Origin of the sequence: Halomonas sp. LBP4 (assembly GCF_003202205.1) — a bacterium.
Lineage (GTDB): Bacteria > Pseudomonadota > Gammaproteobacteria > Pseudomonadales > Halomonadaceae > Halomonas > Halomonas flagellata.
This window is the reverse complement of the sequence record NZ_PDOG01000006.1, coordinates 34,111-52,488: the sequence shown is the minus strand read 5'-3', so window position 1 is coordinate 52,488 and position 18,378 is coordinate 34,111. Positions and strand designations below refer to the sequence as shown.

The 18,378-nt window shown below is 67.3% G+C and carries 16 protein-coding genes; 10 read left to right on the top strand and 6 right to left on the bottom strand.

All coding sequences use genetic code 11. The features are described 5' to 3' along the window. The first annotated feature begins 76 nt into the window (after window positions 1–76). Window positions 77–850: a 3-hydroxybutyrate dehydrogenase gene (locus CR157_RS17800; protein WP_110284888.1), complete on the top strand. Its 774-nt coding sequence runs from the start codon at window positions 77–79 to the stop codon at window positions 848–850. Window positions 851–1,102: 252 nt separating this feature from the next. On the opposite strand, the gene CR157_RS17795 is transcribed toward CR157_RS17800, so the two are convergent. Continuing rightward, window positions 1,103–1,642, bottom strand: coding sequence for a response regulator transcription factor (locus CR157_RS17795; RefSeq protein WP_110284887.1), 540 nt, complete (start codon window positions 1,640–1,642; stop codon window positions 1,103–1,105). A 39-nt stretch (window positions 1,643–1,681) separates the two neighbouring features. Further along, complete coding sequence (locus tag CR157_RS17790) at window positions 1,682–2,953, bottom strand: ATP-binding protein (protein ID WP_110284886.1); 1,272 nt, start codon at window positions 2,951–2,953, stop codon at window positions 1,682–1,684. A 469-nt stretch (window positions 2,954–3,422) separates the two neighbouring features. Here CR157_RS17790 and CR157_RS17785 point away from each other — a divergent pair, with 469 nt between their 5' ends. Then, entirely contained in the window at window positions 3,423–5,012 is a 1,590-nt protein-coding gene (locus CR157_RS17785; RefSeq protein WP_110284885.1) for a peptide chain release factor 3, read from the top strand. A 218-nt stretch (window positions 5,013–5,230) separates the two neighbouring features. Further along, window positions 5,231–6,010, top strand: a complete 780-nt coding sequence (locus CR157_RS17780; protein WP_258364224.1) for a TatD family hydrolase — start codon at window positions 5,231–5,233, stop codon at window positions 6,008–6,010. Window positions 6,011–6,176: 166 nt separating this feature from the next. Here the strand turns inward: CR157_RS17780 and ygfZ are convergent, their stop codons facing one another. Continuing rightward, on the bottom strand, window positions 6,177–7,226 hold the full coding sequence (gene ygfZ, locus CR157_RS17775; RefSeq protein ID WP_110284883.1) for a CAF17-like 4Fe-4S cluster assembly/insertion protein YgfZ: 1,050 nt from the start codon (window positions 7,224–7,226) through the stop codon (window positions 6,177–6,179). Window positions 7,227–7,558: 332 nt separating this feature from the next. Here ygfZ and CR157_RS17770 point away from each other — a divergent pair, with 332 nt between their 5' ends. From CR157_RS17770 to CR157_RS17745, 6 genes are all read left to right on the top strand, one after another. Further along, the gene (locus CR157_RS17770; protein ID WP_110284882.1) at window positions 7,559–7,756 is read left to right on the top strand and encodes a hypothetical protein; all 198 of its coding nucleotides are present in this window, start codon (window positions 7,559–7,561) and stop codon (window positions 7,754–7,756) included. Window positions 7,757–7,774: 18 nt separating this feature from the next. Next, window positions 7,775–8,197 carry an OsmC family protein gene (locus tag CR157_RS17765; RefSeq protein WP_110284881.1) on the top strand — a complete coding sequence of 141 codons (423 nt, stop codon included), beginning with the start codon at window positions 7,775–7,777 and terminating at the stop codon, window positions 8,195–8,197. Window positions 8,198–8,270: 73 nt separating this feature from the next. Further along, a complete protein-coding gene (uvrB, locus tag CR157_RS17760; protein ID WP_110284880.1) occupies window positions 8,271–10,298 on the top strand; it encodes an excinuclease ABC subunit UvrB in 2,028 nt (675 codons plus the stop codon). Window positions 10,299–10,495: 197 nt separating this feature from the next. Further along, the gene (locus CR157_RS17755) at window positions 10,496–12,001 is read left to right on the top strand and encodes a fumarate hydratase (protein WP_110284879.1); all 1,506 of its coding nucleotides are present in this window, start codon (window positions 10,496–10,498) and stop codon (window positions 11,999–12,001) included. A 138-nt stretch (window positions 12,002–12,139) separates the two neighbouring features. Continuing rightward, window positions 12,140–13,555, top strand: coding sequence for a cardiolipin synthase (gene cls, locus CR157_RS17750; RefSeq protein ID WP_110284878.1), 1,416 nt, complete (start codon window positions 12,140–12,142; stop codon window positions 13,553–13,555). Between the two features lie 64 nt (window positions 13,556–13,619). Continuing rightward, entirely contained in the window at window positions 13,620–14,537 is a 918-nt protein-coding gene (locus CR157_RS17745) for a LysR substrate-binding domain-containing protein (RefSeq protein WP_110284877.1), read from the top strand. 51 nt (window positions 14,538–14,588) lie between these two features. On the opposite strand, the gene CR157_RS17740 is transcribed toward CR157_RS17745, so the two are convergent. Together CR157_RS17740 and CR157_RS17735 are read right to left on the bottom strand one after the other, a co-directional pair. Continuing rightward, a complete protein-coding gene (locus CR157_RS17740) occupies window positions 14,589–15,683 on the bottom strand; it encodes a bifunctional nicotinamide-nucleotide adenylyltransferase/Nudix hydroxylase (RefSeq protein ID WP_110284876.1) in 1,095 nt (364 codons plus the stop codon). Between the two features lie 199 nt (window positions 15,684–15,882). Further along, window positions 15,883–16,926, bottom strand: a complete 1,044-nt coding sequence (locus CR157_RS17735) for a Glu/Leu/Phe/Val family dehydrogenase (RefSeq protein ID WP_110284875.1) — start codon at window positions 16,924–16,926, stop codon at window positions 15,883–15,885. A 220-nt stretch (window positions 16,927–17,146) separates the two neighbouring features. On the opposite strand from CR157_RS17735, the gene CR157_RS17730 reads away from it, so the two are divergent. Beyond that, the gene (locus tag CR157_RS17730) at window positions 17,147–17,419 is read left to right on the top strand and encodes an acylphosphatase (protein ID WP_110284874.1); all 273 of its coding nucleotides are present in this window, start codon (window positions 17,147–17,149) and stop codon (window positions 17,417–17,419) included. Window positions 17,420–17,430: 11 nt separating this feature from the next. On the opposite strand, the gene CR157_RS17725 is transcribed toward CR157_RS17730, so the two are convergent. Next, entirely contained in the window at window positions 17,431–18,372 is a 942-nt protein-coding gene (locus CR157_RS17725; RefSeq protein WP_110284873.1) for a nucleoside hydrolase, read from the bottom strand. Between the last annotated feature and the right edge of the window lie 6 nt (window positions 18,373–18,378).

Genomic DNA, 18,378 nt, shown 5'->3' with positions numbered 1-18,378 from the left:
GCCGGCCGGGCGCGCGCCTTATGCTGATGATCGGTCCCCCTCTCCGAGATGATCCGAACACAGCAAGGAGCCATGCATGACATCGTCTGCGACTTTCACTCCCCGCGTCGCCCTGGTCACCGGGACCAGCAGCGGCATCGGCGAGGCCGTGGTGCGTCACTTCTGCGAGCAGGGCCACCAGGTGCTGGCCGTGGACTTCAACCCGGCCGGCAAGGAGGTCGCTGAGAAGGCCGGAGCGGCCTTCTTCCAGGCCGACCTGACCGACGGCGAGGCCTGCAAGGCTGCCGTCGCCGAGGCGATCAAGCGCTTCGGCCGCGTCGATATCCTGGTCAACAACGCCGGTATCCAGCATGTGTCGCCCATCGAGGAGTTCCCCGAGGCGAAGTGGCGCCAGATCCTCGACCTGATGCTGACGGCGCCCTTCCTGCTCAGCCAGGCGGTATGGCCCTCCATGCGCGAGCACGGCTGGGGGCGCATCATCAACATCGCCTCGGTGCATGCCCAGGTGGCCTCGCCCGGCAAGTCGGCCTACATCAGCGCCAAGCACGGCATGATCGGCCTGACCAAGACCGCGGCGCTGGAGGGGGGCTCCCAGGGCATCACCGCCAACGCCGTCTGCCCGGCCTACGTGAAGACCCCGCTGGTGGACAACCAGATCGCCGACCAGGCGAAACTGCACGGCATGGACGAACAGGAGGTGATCGAGAAGGTCATGCTCAAGAACGCCGCCGTGAAGCGCTTGATCGCCCCGGCCGAGGTGGCCGAACTGGTGGCCTATCTCGCCTCGGACGCCGCCGGCGCCGTCACCGGCTCAAGCTACAACATCGACCTGGGCTGGACGGCGCAATGACCCGGCTTCGCCGGGAGCTGTAAGCTGGAAGCTGGAAGAAAAACCGTTGCCCCCGGCTCCTTCGGGAGTACTGCCCTGGCTTACGGCTTACGCGAGCGGCGCCGGGGACAGGTCGAAGTGGAGGTCTTTTTCCAGGGAAGGAAAAAGTAGTGCCCAGGGAGGGGTTCACAGCGCCTCCACGTAGACCTGTCGCCGGGATAGCCGCGACTTCAACCTCCAACCTACCAGCCGAAACCTCGCCATGCTCGAAGGTCAGCGCCTGACCGGCCGCTTCTGCAGCTTGCGCTGCAGGGTGCGGCGGTGCATGCCCAGGGCGCGGGCGGTGGCGGAGATGTTGCCGTCGTGCTCCTGGAGCACCTTCTGAATGTGCTCCCAGGTGATGCGGTTGATCGACGGCGGATGCTCCGCCACCTCGGCATCCGGGTCGCCCTCCTGCTTGAACAGGGCGGCGATCACCTCGTCGGCGTCGGCCGGCTTGCACAGGTAGTTCACCGCGCCGAGCTTGATCGCCTCCACCGCGGTGGCGATGCTCGAGTAGCCGGTCAGCACCACCACGCGGCAGCCCGGTACCACCTCGAGCAGCTCGGGCAGCAGCTTGAGCCCCGACTCGTGCTCGAGCTTCAGGTCCAGGGTGGCCAGTTCCGGCGCGAGTCGCCGAGCCAGCGACAGGGCCTGCTCGGCGTCGTGGGCCACCGCGACCTCGTAGCCGCGGCGGGTCATGGCACGGTCCAGCACATGGCAGAACATCTCGTCGTCATCGATGATCAGCAGGCGTTGTGCGGTCTCTTGCATGGGGGCCTCGCAGGGGAGTCGTCGAGCGCGGGTGGCGGTTCACTCCGTGGGTGCTCTTTGCGGCAGGGTCACCTCGGTGAGGGTCCCGCCTTCGGGATGATTGTACAGGCTGACGCCGCCGCCGAAGCGGTTGATGGTGGCGTGGGTCAGGAACAGGCCGATGCCCATGCCCTTGCTCTTGGTGGAGACGAAGGTCTCGCCGAGCTGGTCGGCGATCGACAAGGCTACCCCGGGCCCGTGGTCGCGGATGTCGATGACCACGTCGTCGGCGCTCCAGTCCAGGCGGATGGCGATATCGTCGGGATTGGCATCGGCGGCGTTGTTGAGCAGGTTGGTCAGCGCCTGGTCCAGGGTGGGGTCCACGGCAAGCCAGGGGCGGCCGCGGTGCTCGGCGACCTCGAGCCGATAGCCGACGTCGGGGCGCAGCACCAGCCAGCGCTGTATCACCTCGGCGAGCCACCGTTCGGCGTCGAGAATCTGCGGTTCGGCCAGGCGTCGCCGGTCGGCGCTGGCCACCAGGTGACGCAGCCGCGACTTGCAGATGTCGACCTGCTGGCGCAGCAGCTCCAGGTCCTTCTCCAGCGGCGGGTTGCCGCGTGCCTCCTCACGCATCTCGCTGAGCAGTACCGCCATGGTGGAGAGCGGCGTGCCGAGCTCGTGGGCGGTGCCCGCGGCCTGGGTCGCCACGGCCAGCACCTGCTCGTTGCGCAGCGCCGACTCCCGGGTATGCGACAGTGCCTGGTCCCGGCTGCGCAGGGCATGGGCCATCTTGTAGATGAAGAAGGTCACCAGGCCCGCCGAGAGGCCGAAGTTGAGCCACATGCCCAGCACGTGGAGGTTCAAGGGGCCGGTGGCATGCCCCTGGCCGAGCTGGGGCACCGGCTGGTAGAAGGCCATCAGGAACGTATAGGCCCCCATGGCCGTTCCGGCGATCGCCCAGGCATGACGCCAGGGCAGGGTGGCCGCGGCGATGGTCACCGGCACCAGGTAATAGGTGATGAAGGGGTTGGTGGAGCCGCCGGTAAAGTAGAACAGCAGGGTCAGGCCGGCCACGTCGGCCAGCAGGTGGACCAGGTATTCGTTGTGGGTGACGGCCCGGGGACGGCCCAGGCGCCACCAGGTCGCCACGTTGATCAGCGCCATGCAGGTGATCACCGCGATCACCGCCGGCACCTCGAGCTTGAAGCCGAGCAGCTCGATGCCGATGAGGATGGCAGCGAGGAAGCCGGTCCAGGTGATCCCTCGCACGAAGGTCAGGCGTACCAGGTTGCGGCTGGGGGTGGACAGCGGCAGGGGCAGGGCGGCGGGCATGGTCTCTCCACGGTTCATTGCCCGACGATGATAACCGATCACGCCCGGGGGCCGACACGCTCCCGAGGTCGGCCGCCAGAGTATGCCCGCCCGGCCGGTCGCGTACACAGGGCTATGTAGCGAGTGGCGCCGGGGGCAGGCCGAAGAGGAGGTCCTACGCCAGGGGTGAGGAGCACTGCTCCGAACGGGCTGGCCATGGATGGCCAGCACCGGTCCTGCAAGCGAAGCGGGACGCGAGAGCGAAGCAGGGCGTCGGTAGCGCCCATGGAGGGGTTTACAGCGCCTCCTCGCAGGCCTGCCGGCGGATCAGCCCCGAGCAATGCTGCTACTGCGATAGCCCTGGACGCGTACCGCGGCAGGGTGCAGGCCGCGGGCCCGACGCGTTATCATGGGCACTTCGGCTCCCGACACTGGGGCCCTTCCCTTCGAATCCTCAAGATCACATTCGAGTTCTGATCAGGCGGCATTGATGTCAAACCCCACCCTGGCCCGTGAAGTCGGGCTTCGACGCACCTTCGCGATCATCTCGCACCCCGACGCGGGCAAGACCACCATCACCGAGAAGATGCTGCTGTTCGGAAACGCCATCCAGCTGGCCGGCTCGGTGAAGAGCAAGCGCGCCGAGCGCCACGCGACCTCCGACTGGATGAAGATGGAGCAGGAGCGTGGCATCTCGGTGACCACCTCGGTGATGCAGTTCCCCTATGGCGGGCGCGTCGTCAACCTGCTCGACACCCCCGGCCACGAGGACTTCTCCGAGGATACCTACCGCACCCTGACCGCAGTGGACTCGGCGCTGATGGTAATCGACGGGGCCAAGGGCGTCGAGGCGCGGACCATCAAGCTGATGGAGGTGTGTCGCCTGCGCACCACGCCGATCCTCACCTTCGTCAACAAGATGGACCGCGACATCCGCGACCCCATCGAGGTGATGGACGAGGTCGAGACGGTGCTCGACATCCAGTGCGCGCCGATGACCTGGCCGATCGGCATGGGGCGCGGCTTCAAGGGCGTTTACCACCTCTACAACGACGTCATCCACCTCTACACCCAGGGGCAGGGGAGCCGCATTCCCGAGGACAGGCGGATCGAGGGGCTCGACAACCCCGAGGTGGACGCAGTGCTCGGCGAGGACCTGGCCGAGGAGCTGCGCATGGAGGTGGAACTGGTGCGCGGGGCCTCCCACTCCTTCGACCACGCGGCCTACCTGCGCGGCGAGCTGACCCCGGTCTACTTCGGCACGGCCATGGGCAACTTCGGCGTGCGCGAGATGCTCGATGGCTTCGTCGAGTATGCCCCGCCGCCCCAGCCCCGCGAGACCGATACCCGCACCGTCGAGGCCGAGGATGGTCGCTTCACCGGCTTCGTGTTCAAGATCCAGGCCAACATGGACCCGAACCACCGCGACCGTATCGCCTTCCTGCGCGTCTGCTCGGGGAAGTACGAGAAGAACATGAAGATGCGCCATGTGCGCATCGGCAAGGACGTCAAGATTGCGGATGCGTTGACCTTCATGGCCTCGGACCGCTCCCAGGTGGAGGAGGCCTGGCCCGGCGACATCATCGGCCTGCACAACCATGGCACCATCCAGATCGGCGACACCTTCACCCAGGGCGAGGACATGCGCTTCACCGGCATCCCGCACTTCGCGCCGGAGCTGTTCAAGCGCGTGCGGCTCAAGGATCCGCTGAAGATGAAGGCGCTGCAGAAGGGCCTGCAGCAGCTCTCCGAGGAGGGGGCGACCCAGGTGTTCATGCCGCTGGACAACAACGATCTGATCCTCGGCGCCGTGGGGACCCTGCAGTTCGACGTGGTGGCCCATCGCCTCAAGGAAGAATACAAGGTCGACTGTGTCTACGAGGGGGTGAACGTCAATACCGCCCGCTGGATCTACAGCGACGACGCCAAGAAACTCGACGAGTTCAAGCGCAAGGCGAGTACCCATTTGGCGATGGATGGCGGTGGCTACCTGACCTATATCGCCCCAACCCGGGTCAACCTGCAGATGACCCAGGAGCGCTGGCCGGAGATCCGTTTCCAGCCGACCAGGGAGCATTAAAGCCTTCTGCAGCGCCGAGTGACATTCATGTGCTTGGCCCTGTTTCGGGTCGACTGCAGCATATGCTGGCCGGCGCTTGGCACGTGCACAAGCGAACCTCATTCTTCAGGGATGAAGAATGGAGCGCCCAGGGAGGGGTTCACAGCGTGTGAGCGTTGCACGTGGCAAGGTCAGCCGGCCTTACTCGAAGGCTGTCTGGCCTGATGCCGAGGTATACCGTGAGCGATCTCGACCTGATCGACGCCCACTGCCACCTGGACTTCCCCGATTTCGACGCCGACCGCGAGGCGGTGTTGGAGCGGGCCAGGGCGGGGGGCGTGCGTCGTTTCGTGGTGCCGGCCACCACCCGGGCGCGCTGGGCGGAGGTGCTGGCGCTGGGCAGCCGCGATGACGTCGATATCTGCCTGGGGCTGCATCCCTGTTTCATGAATGAGCACGCCGAGGGGGCTATCGAGGCGTTGGCGCAGGCTCTCGACCAATATCCCGAAGTGGTCGCCGTGGGCGAGTGCGGCATCGATGCCCGCTTCGCGGAGACCCTCGACGCCCAGTGGCGGCTCTTCGATGCCCAACTGCGCCTGGCCAAGGCGCGCCGGTTGCCCGTGGTGATCCACTGCGTGCGGGCCAACGACCAGGTCGCCAAGCGGCTGCGCCAGCTCGACCTGCCCGCGGGCGGGCTGATCCACGCCTTCGCCGGCTCACCGCAACAGGCGCGCAAGTTCCTCGACCTCGGCTTCAAGGTGGGGCTGGGCGGCGCGGTCACTCATGAGCGTGCCCAGCGGCTGCGCCGCGCCGTGGCCTCGCTGCCGAATGATGGCTATGTGCTGGAGACCGACAGCCCCGACATGCTGCTCGCCGGCCACCGGGGGGAGCGCAACGAGCCGTCGCGGGTGGCCGAGGTGTGCCGGCTGGTGGCGGAATTGCGCGGGCAGAGCGAAGAGGGGGTGGCGGCGGACAGCACCGCCACGGCCAGAGCGCTGTTCGGGTTGGATAGCGGCTGAGACCATGGGCGCACCCGCCATGTAGGAGCTCAGCTCCGCTGGGCGATTGCGGCGCGAAGCGTCGCCAGGCGGTCATCCGAACCGTCAGCGAAACCCGCCCGGGCGCCTGCGGCGCCAATCGCTCGGCAGAGCCGGGCTCCTACAGAGCCCAGTCCACCATGGTGCCTTACTTCGTCGCCAGGCTCTCCGGGTCCAGCCGCTCCAGCGGGTAGGGCAGCTTCAGCAGCTTGAGCTTCTGGCCGGCAACGCGCAGCGGCGGGGTCGGCTCCTTGATGCTCATCACCGCCAGCACCTCGGCCTCGCCGTAGGCGTCCAGCTCGGCGGCCAGCACCTCGCCGAACGACTTGTCCTCGGCGTCGTGAATGGTGCTGCCGAGTTCGGGCAGCAGGCTACCGTCGAGCTGGGCGCGCACCAGACGCTTCTTCACCTGGCCGCGGAAATGGGCCCGGGCCACCACCTCCTGCCCCGTGTAGCAGCCCTTCTTGAAGCTGATGCCGCCGAGTGCCTCCCAGTTGATCATCTGGGGCAGGTAGGCGTCGCGCTGGCTGGCGTCGAGCCAGGCCAGGCCGGCCTGGATGTCGTGCAGCCGCCATACCGCATTGCCCACCGGCGTGGCATGCTCGGCCAGGCGCTGCCAGGCCTCAGTGGCCTTCTCGGCGGGCAGGCAGACCAGCAGCCGGGGCCGCGGCCCCGGGTGGGCCAGCACCTGGATCTCGCCGTTGCCGGCCTGGTGCCAGGGTTTCGGCGGGATGACATCGAAGCGCACCTCGGCGAGGGCCGATGCCTCGCGGCCGATCAGCCCGAGCAGCACCAGGTCGTCACGCGCCTCGAGCTCCACCTTGTAGAAGGCGGCGAACTTCTTCAGGTGATCGGTCAACGGGCCCACCAGGCTGCGATGCATCACCAGCCGGTAGCGTTCCGGCGCTACCCGCCACAGCTGGGCATTGGCCAGCATGCGCCCCTTGGGGGTACAGAAGCAGGTGAGGGGCGCGAACTCGCTGTCGGCCAGGGTCACCTGGGCGCTGGTCTGGCCCTGCAGGAATTTCTCGGCATCGTGACCCGTCACGTCCAGTACGCCGAGATGGGCCAGGGGCGTCATCACCGTGGCTTCCAGCGCCTGCCGAGCCGGCGCCGGCGACTCCTGCGATGCCGGATCGAACTCGACCCGGTCCTCGGCCTCCTGCCGGCCACCCAGGGTGGCGATCCACTCGTTCATTCCGGAGCTCCTGTCGTCGGTCTCGCTCGGTCGATGTCTAAGAGCCTGTCGGACTTAACGCTGATCTACTGCGACACCCGGGCTTTCGGCCAATTTCATTCGATCTGCTTCGTTAAATAGCCCGCTATTCGCTTCATCAGATCGATAAACTTGTCTCGAAATCCGTGTCTCTCGCGACGATCGGTCAAATCCGACAGGCTCCTGGGAGTGTAATGCGGGCGCTGTGGCGTCATTGCAACCGCTGCCGGAACGCCGTGGCCATGCTAGACTCGGGGTCTGTTCTCATGCATTCACGACAGCTTATGCATGTCGGGCCACGTGGAGAGGCCGCCATGGCGCACCAGTCGCTGAGCTTCAAGGGCGTCGACAACGCCGATCAGATCAACCGCATCACCACGGCATTGATGATGCTCGACGGCGTCGACAGTGTCGAGGTCGGTCGCCACGGCGCCGAGGTCGACGGGCGTGTGAGGCGCGAGGCGCTGATCCAGGCAGTGGAAGCCCTCAAGCTGCCCATCGAAGTCAAGTGACCAATACGAGGTCGATCCATGAAGAAGACCATCGAGGTCATCAGCGAACGCAACAGCATCCATCGCCAGCGGGTCGAGCTCGACGGCTTCGAGGATCTCTTCGTGGATGTGCCCCGGGGCTTGGGCGGCGAGGGAAGCGCGCCGGATCCCCATGACTACTTCGACCTGTCGCTGGCCGCCTGCAAGGCGATCACCGCCCAGATGTACGCCCGGCGCAAGCAGTGGCCGCTCGAGGGGGTGAGCGTCAGGATCAACCGCGACGACAGCGAGGAACGCAAGGGCACCTATCGACTCGAAGTGGTGATGAGCTTCCACGGCATCGTCGCCCCTGAGCGGTTGGCCCGGCTGGAGGAGATCAGCAACCGCTGCCCGATCCATCGGCTGATGACCAGTGCCACCGTGGAAGTCACCACCCGAACGGCCAGTACCGCCGAGGCCTGAGTCTGCCCGTCGGGATTCACCCTTGTGTCATCCCGGGCGTCGCAGCGGCGCCCGTCGCCTTCCCGGAGTCACCATGAGCAAGTCCTTTCGTCTGCAGTCCAGGTTCCAGCCCGCCGGCGACCAGCCCACGGCCATCGACGACCTGGTCAAGGGGCTGGAGGCGGGACTTGCCCACCAGACGCTGCTCGGCGTCACCGGTTCCGGCAAGACCTTCACCATGGCCAACGTGGTGCAACGGTTGCAGCGCCCGACCATCGTCATGGCGCCCAACAAGACGCTGGCCGCCCAGCTCTACGGCGAGTTCAAGGGGTTCTTCCCCGACAACGCCGTGGAGTACTTCGTCTCCTACTACGACTACTACCAGCCCGAGGCCTACGTGCCCTCGTCGGACACCTTCATCGAGAAGGACGCCTCGATCAACGACCATATCGAGCAGATGCGCCTCTCGGCGACCAAGGCGCTGCTCGAGCGCCGTGATGCGCTGATCGTGGTCTCGGTCTCGGCGATCTACGGCCTCGGTGACCCGGACCAGTACCTGAAGATGCGGCTGCACTTCACCCGGGGCGAGCTGATCGATCAGCGCTCCTTCCTGCGCCGCCTCGCCGAGCTGCAGTACACCCGCAACGACATGGACTTCAAGCGCGGTACCTATCGGGTGCGCGGCGACGTCATCGATATCTATCCCGCCGACTCCGACGAGGAGGCGGTGCGTGTCGAGCTGTTCGACGACGAGATCGATAGCATCAGCCTGTTCGATCCGCTGACCGGCGAGGTGCGCGGCAAGGTGCCGCGCATGACGATCTACCCCAAGAGCCACTATGTGACGCCCCGGGAGACGATCCTGGGAGCGGCGGAGCTGATCAAGGGCGAACTGGCCGAGCGCCTGGAGTGGCTGCGCCGGCACGACAAGCTGGTGGAGGCCCAGCGCCTCGAGCAGCGCACCCTCTACGACATCGAGATGATGCACGAGCTGGGCTACTGCAACGGCATCGAGAACTACTCGCGCTATCTCTCCGGCCGCAATCCGGGCGAGCCGCCCCCCACCTTCTTCGATTACCTGCCGCCGGATGCGCTGCTGTTCATCGACGAGTCCCATGTCAGCGTTCCCCAGGTAGGCGGCATGTACAAGGGCGACCGCTCGCGCAAGGAGACCCTGGTGGAGTACGGCTTTCGCCTGCCCTCGGCGCTGGACAACCGCCCCATGACCTTCCAGGAGTGGGAGTCGATCAGCCCGCAGACCATCTTCGTCTCGGCCACCCCCGGCCCCTACGAGGCCGAGCACGCCGGGCAGGTGGTGGAGCAGGTGGTGCGGCCCACCGGCCTGGTCGACCCGGAGATCGAGGTGCGTCCGGCGTCCACCCAGGTCGACGACCTGCTCTCGGAGATTCGCCTGCGTGCCGGTGTGGGCGAGCGGGTGCTGGTCACCACCCTGACCAAGCGCATGGCCGAGGACCTCACCGAGTACCTCGACGAACACGACGTGCGGGTGCGCTACCTGCACTCGGACATCGACACCGTGGAGCGGGTGGAGATCATCCGCGACCTGCGCCTCGGCAAGTTCGACGTGCTGGTGGGCATCAACCTGCTGCGCGAGGGCCTCGACATTCCCGAGGTGTCGCTGGTGGCGATCCTCGACGCCGACAAGGAGGGCTTCCTGCGCAACGAGCGCTCGCTGATCCAGACCATCGGCCGGGCCGCCCGCAACGCCCATGGCAAGGCGATCCTCTACGGTGACCGGACCACCGACTCGATGCGCCGGGCCATGGACGAGACCGAGCGGCGGCGCCACAAGCAGATCGCCCACAACGAGGCCCATGGCATCACGCCGCAGACCGTGACCCGCTCGGTGGCCGATATCCTCGAGGCCGCCCAGGCCCCCGGCAGGAAGGGCAAGGGTCGGAAAGCCGAGCGCAAGGTGGCCGAAGGGGCCGCGGTCTACGATCCCGCCGACCTGTCGCCCAGCGAGCTGCTCAGGGAAGTGTCCCGGGTCGAGGATGCCATGTTCGAAGCCGCCCAGAACCTGGAGTTCGAGGAGGCGGCGCGCTTGCGCGATCGCCTGCACGAGCTCAAGGAGCGTCAGCTGTTGCTCGGCACGGCCTGATCACCATGCCACCGTGGTTGGGGATTTATACCGTTATCTTCATTCACGCCACTACCAGGACCAGCGCTCCTTTGGGAGTAGAGCACTGCGGCAGGATGGCGGGTGCGGTATAATCTGCCCCCGTTCGAGCCCGCCAACGCGACAGTGACCGGCTGTAGAGAGCGGGCATGCCGACAACGCCAAGGAGTCCCTTGCCCATGACCGTGATCCGCCAGGACGATCTGATCCAGAGCGTCGCCGATGCCCTCCAGTACATCTCCTATTACCACCCGAAGGATTTCATCGACGCCATGGCGGCGGCCTACGAGCGCGAGGAGAATCCCGCGGCCAAGGACGCCATCGCCCAGATCCTGATCAACTCGCGGATGTGTGCCACTGGCCATCGCCCGATCTGTCAGGACACCGGCATCGTCACCGTCTTCGTCCAGGTGGGCATGAACGTGCGCTTCGAGGCCGACATGAGCCTCGACGACATGATCAACGAGGGGGTCCGTCGTGCCTACCGGCTCCCCGACAACGTGCTGCGTGCCTCGGTGCTCGCCGACCCCGATGGCGCCCGCAAGAACACCGGCGACAACACCCCGGCGGTGATCCACCACAAGCTGGTACCGGGCGACACCGTCGAGGTGCACGTGGCGGCCAAGGGCGGTGGCAGCGAGGCCAAGTCCAAGTTCGCCATGCTCAACCCCTCCGACAGCGTGGTCGACTGGGTGATGGAGCAGCTGCCGAAGATGGGGGCCGGCTGGTGTCCGCCGGGCATGCTCGGCATCGGCATCGGTGGTACCGCCGAGAAGGCCATGGAGATCGCCAAGGAAGCGCTGCTCGACCCCATCGACATCCAGGAGCTGCAGGCCCGTGGTGCCGCCAATCGCGCCGAGGAACTGCGCCTGGAGCTCTTCGACAAGGTCAACCGGAGCGGCATCGGCGCCCAGGGCCTGGGGGGGTTGACCACGGTGCTCGACATCAAGGTCAAGGACTATCCGACCCACGCCGCCAACAAGCCGGTGGCGATCATCCCCAACTGTGCCGCCACCCGCCACGCCCACTTCACCCTGGATGGGTCCGGTCCCACGGCGCTGCCCGCGCCGAAGCTCGAGGACTGGCCGGAAATCACCCGCGAGGCGGGCGACAACGTCAAGCGGGTCGATCTCGATAGCGTGACCCCGGAAGAGGTGCAGACCTGGCAGCCCGGCGATACCCTGCTGCTCAACGGCAAGCTGCTCACCGGCCGTGACGCCGCCCACAAGCGGATGGTCGACATGATCGCCAAGGGCGAGCCGTTGCCGGTGGACCTCAAGGGCCGCTTTATCTACTACGTGGGGCCGGTCGACCCGGTGCGCGACGAGGTGGTCGGCCCGGCGGGCCCCACCACCGCCACCCGCATGGACAAGTTCACCCGCACCATGCTCGAGGAGACCGGCCTGCTGGGGATGGTCGGCAAGGCCGAGCGCGGCCCGGCCGCCATCGAGGCGATCCGCGACAACCAGGCGGTCTACCTGATGGCCGTGGGCGGCTCCGCCTACCTGGTCGCCCAGGCGATCAAGAAGGCTCGTGTGGTGGGCTTCGAGGACCTGGGCATGGAAGCCATCTACGAGTTCGAGGTGGAGGACATGCCGGTGACCGTGGCGGTGGACAGCCAGGGTACCTCGGTGCACCAGACCGGTCCCGCCAAGTGGAAGGAGATCATCGCCGAACGCGCCTGATCACCGCATGTGATGCGCCGATGCCCGTCGCGCCTCAAGCAGGACCACCCACGGCCACAAACGACAGCGGCCCCGCCATCTGGCGGGGCCGCTGTCGTTTCGTTATGATGTAGAACACTGTTTTTTCAGGGAGAGCACATGACCTCCTGGTTGATCGGCTGGGCAATCTTCCTGGTGCATCTGCTGGGCGTGCTCTCGGCGGTGCTGGCACTGATGTCGAGTCGAACCTCCCAGGGGGCCATCGCCTGGATCATCTCCCTGGTCACGTTTCCCTACCTGGCGGTGCCGGCCTACTGGCTCTTGGGCCGGCCGCGCTTTTATGGGTATGTCTCGGCGCGCGGCGAGCGGGATACGGTGCTGCGTCGGGTGCTGGCGCGTTATCGCGAACGGGTCGAGCCCTTCGTCGCCGAGGCACGGGATTCCGATATCCGGGCAGTGGAACAGCTGGCCATGATGCCGCTGACGACCGGCAACCGCGCGGAGTTGCTGATCGATGGCGAGGCAACGTTCGATAGCCTGTTCGATGGCATCGAGCGGGCCGAGGAGTACATCCTCATCCAGTTCTTCATCGTGCGCCACGATGCCCTGGGCCTCGAGCTCAAGCAGCGCCTGCAGCAGGCCGCCGATCGTGGGGTGCGGGTCTATTTCCTCTACGACGAGATCGGTAGTCACAAGCTCAACGAGGGGTACCTGCGCGACCTCGCGCTCTACGGCATCGAGGTGAGCGCCTTCCGCTCCTCCCGCGGCTTCCGCCACCGCTTCCAGCTCAACTTCCGCAACCATCGCAAGGTGCTGGTGGTCGATGGCCGGGAAGGCTGGCTGGGCGGCTTCAACGTGGGTGTGGAGTATCTGGGCCAGGGGCGCCACGGGCCCTGGCGCGATACCCACCTCAAGTTGACCGGCCCCAGCGTACTGGGGCTGCAGGAGGCCTTCTGGGAGGACTGGCACTGGGCCACCGGTGAGGTGATCAACCTGTCCTGGACCCCTCAGGTGACCTGCGTGGAGTGCCAGGACGTGGTGATCGTGCCCTCGGGCCCGGCGGACCGCCAGGAGACCGCCAGCCTGCTGGTGCAGCACGCCATCCACAGCGCCCACGAACGTTTCTGGGTGACCAGCCCCTACTTCGTTCCCGACCAGGGCGTCCAGGATGCCCTGCGCCTGGCCGCCATGCGCGGGGTCGACGTGCGCATCATGATGCCCGAGCGTCCCGACCATCTGCTGGTGTTCCTCTCGGCGTTCTCCTTCCTGCCCGACATGCTGCATGCGGGGGTCAAGGTCTATCGCTACCAGCCGGGCTTCCTGCACCAGAAGGTGATGCTGATCGACGATGCTGCCGCCAGCGTGGGCACCGTCAACCTCGACAACCGCTCCTTTCGGCTGAATTTCGAGATCACCGCGGTCATCCCCGATCGTCGCTTCGCCGCCCAGGTGCGCCTGATGCTGGAGCAGGATTTCGCCAACTGCCGGCGCGTCAGCCGCGACGAGCTGACCGCGCGGCCGCTGTGGCGCAAGATCGTTTCGCGGGCCGCCTACCTCCTGTCGCCGATCCAGTGATACATTACCGCCTTCGAAGGCCCGCAGGATGCGGCCGGCAATTCACCCGCGATCGGGAGCCCCGGTGAACCTCGAGACCAAGTGGCTGGAGGACTTCGTCGCTCTGGCCAACACCCGCAGTTTCTCCGCTTCGGCGCGTCAGCGCCACGTCACCCAGCCGGCTTTCAGTCGTCGCATCCGAGCCCTGGAGCAGGCCGTGGGCGTCACCCTGGTGGACCGCTCCACCACGCCGGTGGATCTCACCTCCGAGGGGCAGCTGTTCCTGGTCACCGCCCGCAACCTGGTCGAGCAACTCAACGAGAGCCTGGGTCACCTGCGCGGTCTCTCCATCGCCAACGAGGCCCTGGACATCGTCGCTGCCCACTCCCTGGCGCTGAGCTTCTACCCGCAGTGGATCTCGCGGCTCCAGCAGGGCCTGGGGGAGCTGCCCACCCGGCTGGTGGCCATGAACGTGGGGGAGGCGATCCACGTGCTGCGCGAGGGCAACTGCGACCTGATGCTGGCCTACTACGATCCCTATGCCAGCATGCAGCTCGACGCCGAGGTCTTTCCCTCCTTCTCCATCGGTCAGGTCAAGATGATACCGGTGTGCCTGCCCAACGAGCTGGGGCGGCCGCGCTGGCCACTGGAGGGCCGCGACCCCATTCCCTACCTCTCCTACACCCAGGGCGCCTTCCTCGGGCGCAGCGTGCGCATGCTGCTGAAGAACGACCCGCTGCGCATGCGCCTGCGCACCGTCTACGAGACGGCCATGGCCGAGGGGCTCAAGGGCATGGTGCTGCAGGGGGTGGGCCTGGCCTGGATTCCCGACTTCTGCATCCGCGAGGAGCTGACCAGCGGCCGACTGGTGCGTGCCGGCGGCGAGAAGTGGGACGTACCGCTCGAGATTCGCCTCTATCGCTGCTCGCTGGTGCACAAGCCGGGCGTCGAGAAGCTGTGGCGGCAGATGATGAAGTTACCCCGCGACTTCCTGCAGGCCTAGGAACCTGTCGGATTTGACGCGGAGCGACGATCGGTCAAATCCGACAGGCTGCTAGACCCCGCCCAGATCCGCCGGCAGGCCGAGAAAGTCCTGGATGATGAAGAAGTGGTCCTCGAACAGGCTTTCCGGCTCGAGATCGGCCAAGGCGACCCAGCGGGCATGGTCGCCACCCTGGACCGGCTTGAGCCGGGGCAACTGCTGCTCGGGGCGCAGGGCGAAGTAGAAGGCCTCGGCGAGGGTGCGGCCGCGCCAGCTGCGGTGGGGCTCGTCGAACAGTCGCTGGCCGCGCAGGGAGCCCTTGAGCACCGGCTCGGGCACCTTCAGGCGCACCCGCTCGCGCAGCTCGCGCAGGCAGGCCTCCAGCAGCCGCTCGTGGGGGTTGATGAAGCCGCCCGGCAGGGCGAAGAGCCCCTTGCCGGGGGCGGCGGTACGCCGCACCAACAGCACGTGGCCGGACTGTACCACCACGGCGTTGACGGTGACGAAGATGGGCGGGTAGGGCGCCTGGGCCCAGGCGGCCCGGTACTGATCGAGCAGCCGCTGCTCCTCGATCAGTTGGCGATAGCTGTCACCCGTGCAGAAGCCGCGGACCTCCTCGAGCACGCCCGGAGGAAGGTCGTGGGCGGCACCGGTGCTCAGGTAGTCCTCGGCGGAGGAGGCCGAGCGGAACAGGCGCTCGCGGATCTGGCTCGCCGAGATGCCCTCGATGAGCGGCACGCTCACCGACTCCCACTGCGGGAACAGCGAGAGATAGTAGCTGGACTGGCCGCGACTGGCGCCGATCAAGCCGATGCGCGGCAGGCGGGCATGGTCGTGACTGGCGATGTCGCGCACCTTGCGCTGCACGTCGCGCACCCAGACGTCGTTGTTGTAGAGCGCGTCCAGCAGCGGAACGATCTCCAGCCGGGCATTCTCCTCCTCGTCGAAGGCACTGCGCAGCATGCGCTGGCGTTCATCGAAACGCCAGGGATTGCGCAGCGAGCGGGCCTGCCAGGCGGAGCCCGCCAGCACGATGACCTGCCGCGCGCGCTTGAGCGCCTCGTGGATCACCGCCAGGTGGCCCAGGTGGGGGGGCTGGAAGCGGCCGATGAACACCAGACAGTCGAAGTCGCAGCTGGGCAATTCGGTGTCCGATCGGGCGGTCATGGGCGTTCCTGGCAGGCTGGGAGTGCGCCGCCCATTATGGCAGTCCTGCCGTACGGCGCAACGCCGCTCTTCTCCAAGCGCCGGCCTGCGTCGTCGGGGAACGATGGCAGGGCTATCGCAGATGGCGGTAACGTCCCCGGTGCCTCTCGCTTTGGGTAACGGCGATTGCCCTGGGGGCAATGACAGGCGAGTTGCCGGATCAGCCGCGCCCGAAACGCTCCCGGGCCAGGTCGTCGGCGACCCGGGCGGGACTGCGCCGCTCTCGGGTGGCCCGGGCGAAGATCTCGTCCAGGGTGGTGCCGATGCCCTCGATACGGGACATCGCCGCCTCGCGCCGGTAGTCGTCGCGGCGCTGCCAGGCGATCTCGATCACCCCGCCGGCATTGGCCACATAGTCCGGGGTGTAGAGGATGCCGCGCGCCATCAGCCGTTCGGCGATCTCGGGGCTGGCCAGCTGGTTGTTGGCCGCGCCGCACACTACCTTCGCGCGCAGTCGCTCGACGACGTCCGACGACAGGGCCGCGCCCAGGGCGCAGGGGGCGAAGACGTCGACCTCGGCGTCGAAGATCGTCTCGGGGGTCGTGGTCTCGGCACCGAGTTCCTCGGCGAGGTGGGTCAGCGCCCCGCGATTGACGTCGGTGAGCACCAGGCGGGCACCGGCGGCATGCAGGTGGCGAGCCAGGTGTTCGCCCACATGCCCGACCCCCTGGATGGCGACGCGCAGCCCCTCGAGGTCGCGCCGCCCGAGGCCGTGCCGCACGGCGCTGCGCAGGGCGCAGAACACGCCCCAGGCGGTGAAGGGGGAGGGATCGCCGGACTCGATGCCGTCGCGCCGCAGGCCACAGACATGGGCGGTGGTCTCGGCGATGATCTGCATGTCCGCCTCGCTGGAGCCGGAGTCCTCGGCGGTGATGTAGGCGCCGCCCAGGGAGTCGACGAAACGGCCCATGGCGCGCAGGAGGCCGGGGGTCTTGTCGGTGCGCGGGTCGGCGATGATCACCGCCTTGCCGCCGCCCAGCGGCAGGTCCGCGAGGGCCGACTTGTAGGTCATGCCGCGGGAGAGGCGCAGCACGTCGGTGAGGGCCTCGGCCTCGCTGGCGTAGGGATAGATGCGCAGACCGCCCAGGGCAGGGCCGCGATGGGTGTCGTGGATGGCGATGATGGCGCGAAGGCCGCTCGCCTCGTCGCTGCCGAAGACGACCTGCCGGTGGTGGTCGAAGTCGGGATGCTCGAAGACCGACATGATGAAGAACTCCCTTGTGAGGATGATCGTTGTGGTTGTGGCTGCCCGGGTAGGGCAAGGACCTGGCGCGGACGGCTTGTGGCCGCAGACCGCCCGGGTCTTGTCTTCAAGACTAATGCATCGCCGCGTTGGCGGGAAGCCCGCGACGAGCGCTGGCCCGGCCCCGGCCGGGGCTGGTAGAAAGGGAGGCGAGGGTGAACCGCAACAGGAGGGGATGGCCATGGACAAGTGCTGCGTCAAGGCCCTGGTGGTGGGCAAGGTGCAGGGGGTCTGGTATCGCCGGGCGACCCAGGAGCAGGCCCTGCGGCATGGCGTGACCGGCCATGCCCGGAACCTGCCCGACGGGCGTGTGGAGGTGCTGATGTGCGGTGACCGCGAGGCAGTCAAGGCGCTCAGCGAGTGGCTGTGGAAGGGACCGCCCAATGCCCGGGTCACCCATGTGGAGCTCGAGGTGGTCGAGGCCCATGACCCCGACACCTTCAGCACCCTCTGAAAGAGGGCCGCTCAGGCCAGGGTATCGGCGATCCAGTCGCTGACGGCCTTGCCGTCCACCCCCAGGCAGACGTCCACCAGTGGCGTGCGTGACCAGCGCGCTTCGATGAAGGCGCGGCCCTCGGGGGCGAAGATCGTCTGGCCCTCGGCATCGCCGGACATCGCCACGGTGAGGTGGCCGCGGGAGGTGATGAACAGCTCCGGGCGCAGCAGCCAGGCCAGGGCGCAGCTGTCGTGGGGGCAGCAGCCGTCGATGCCGAGAAACTCATAGTAGAAGTCGCGATAGAAGGCGTAGCTGCCCGCCAGCACCTCACCGAGTGCCCCCTGGCCGGCCTCGATGCGCGCCATGTGCGCCGGGGTGAGCACGCAGCGGTGGGTGACGTCGAGGCCCACCAGGGTCAGCGGCCAGCCGGCGGTGAGCACGCGGGCGGCGGCGTCGGGGTCGTTGAACATGTTGGCCTCGGCCACCGGGGTGACGTTGCCCCCCTCGCGGACCGAGCCGCCCATGATCACCACCTGCTTGACCTTGTCGATGATGGCCGGGTCGAGCTGCAGCGCCGCGGCCAGGTTGCCCACCGGCCCCACCGCCATCAGCGTGACCTCGCCGGGCCGGGCGTTCACCGTGTCGACGATGAACTGGGCGGCGCTGCGCGGATCGGGTCGGCCCCGCACCGCGGGCAGTTCGATGTTGCCCAGGCCATTGGCGCCGTGGATATGCGCCGGTGCCGGGTGGCGTGGCTTGACCATCGGAGCGGCGGCGCCCTGGGCGACGGGGATCTCGCGTCCGGCCAGCTCGGCGAGCAGCAGGGCGTTGTGGGTGGCGGTCTCCACGTCCACGTTGCCATAGGTGGTGGTCATGCCCAGCAGTTCGATGTCGGGATGGCGCAGGGCGATGGCGATGGCCTGGGCGTCGTCGACCCCCGGGTCGGTGTCGAAGATGATCGGATGCGGCACGGCGGC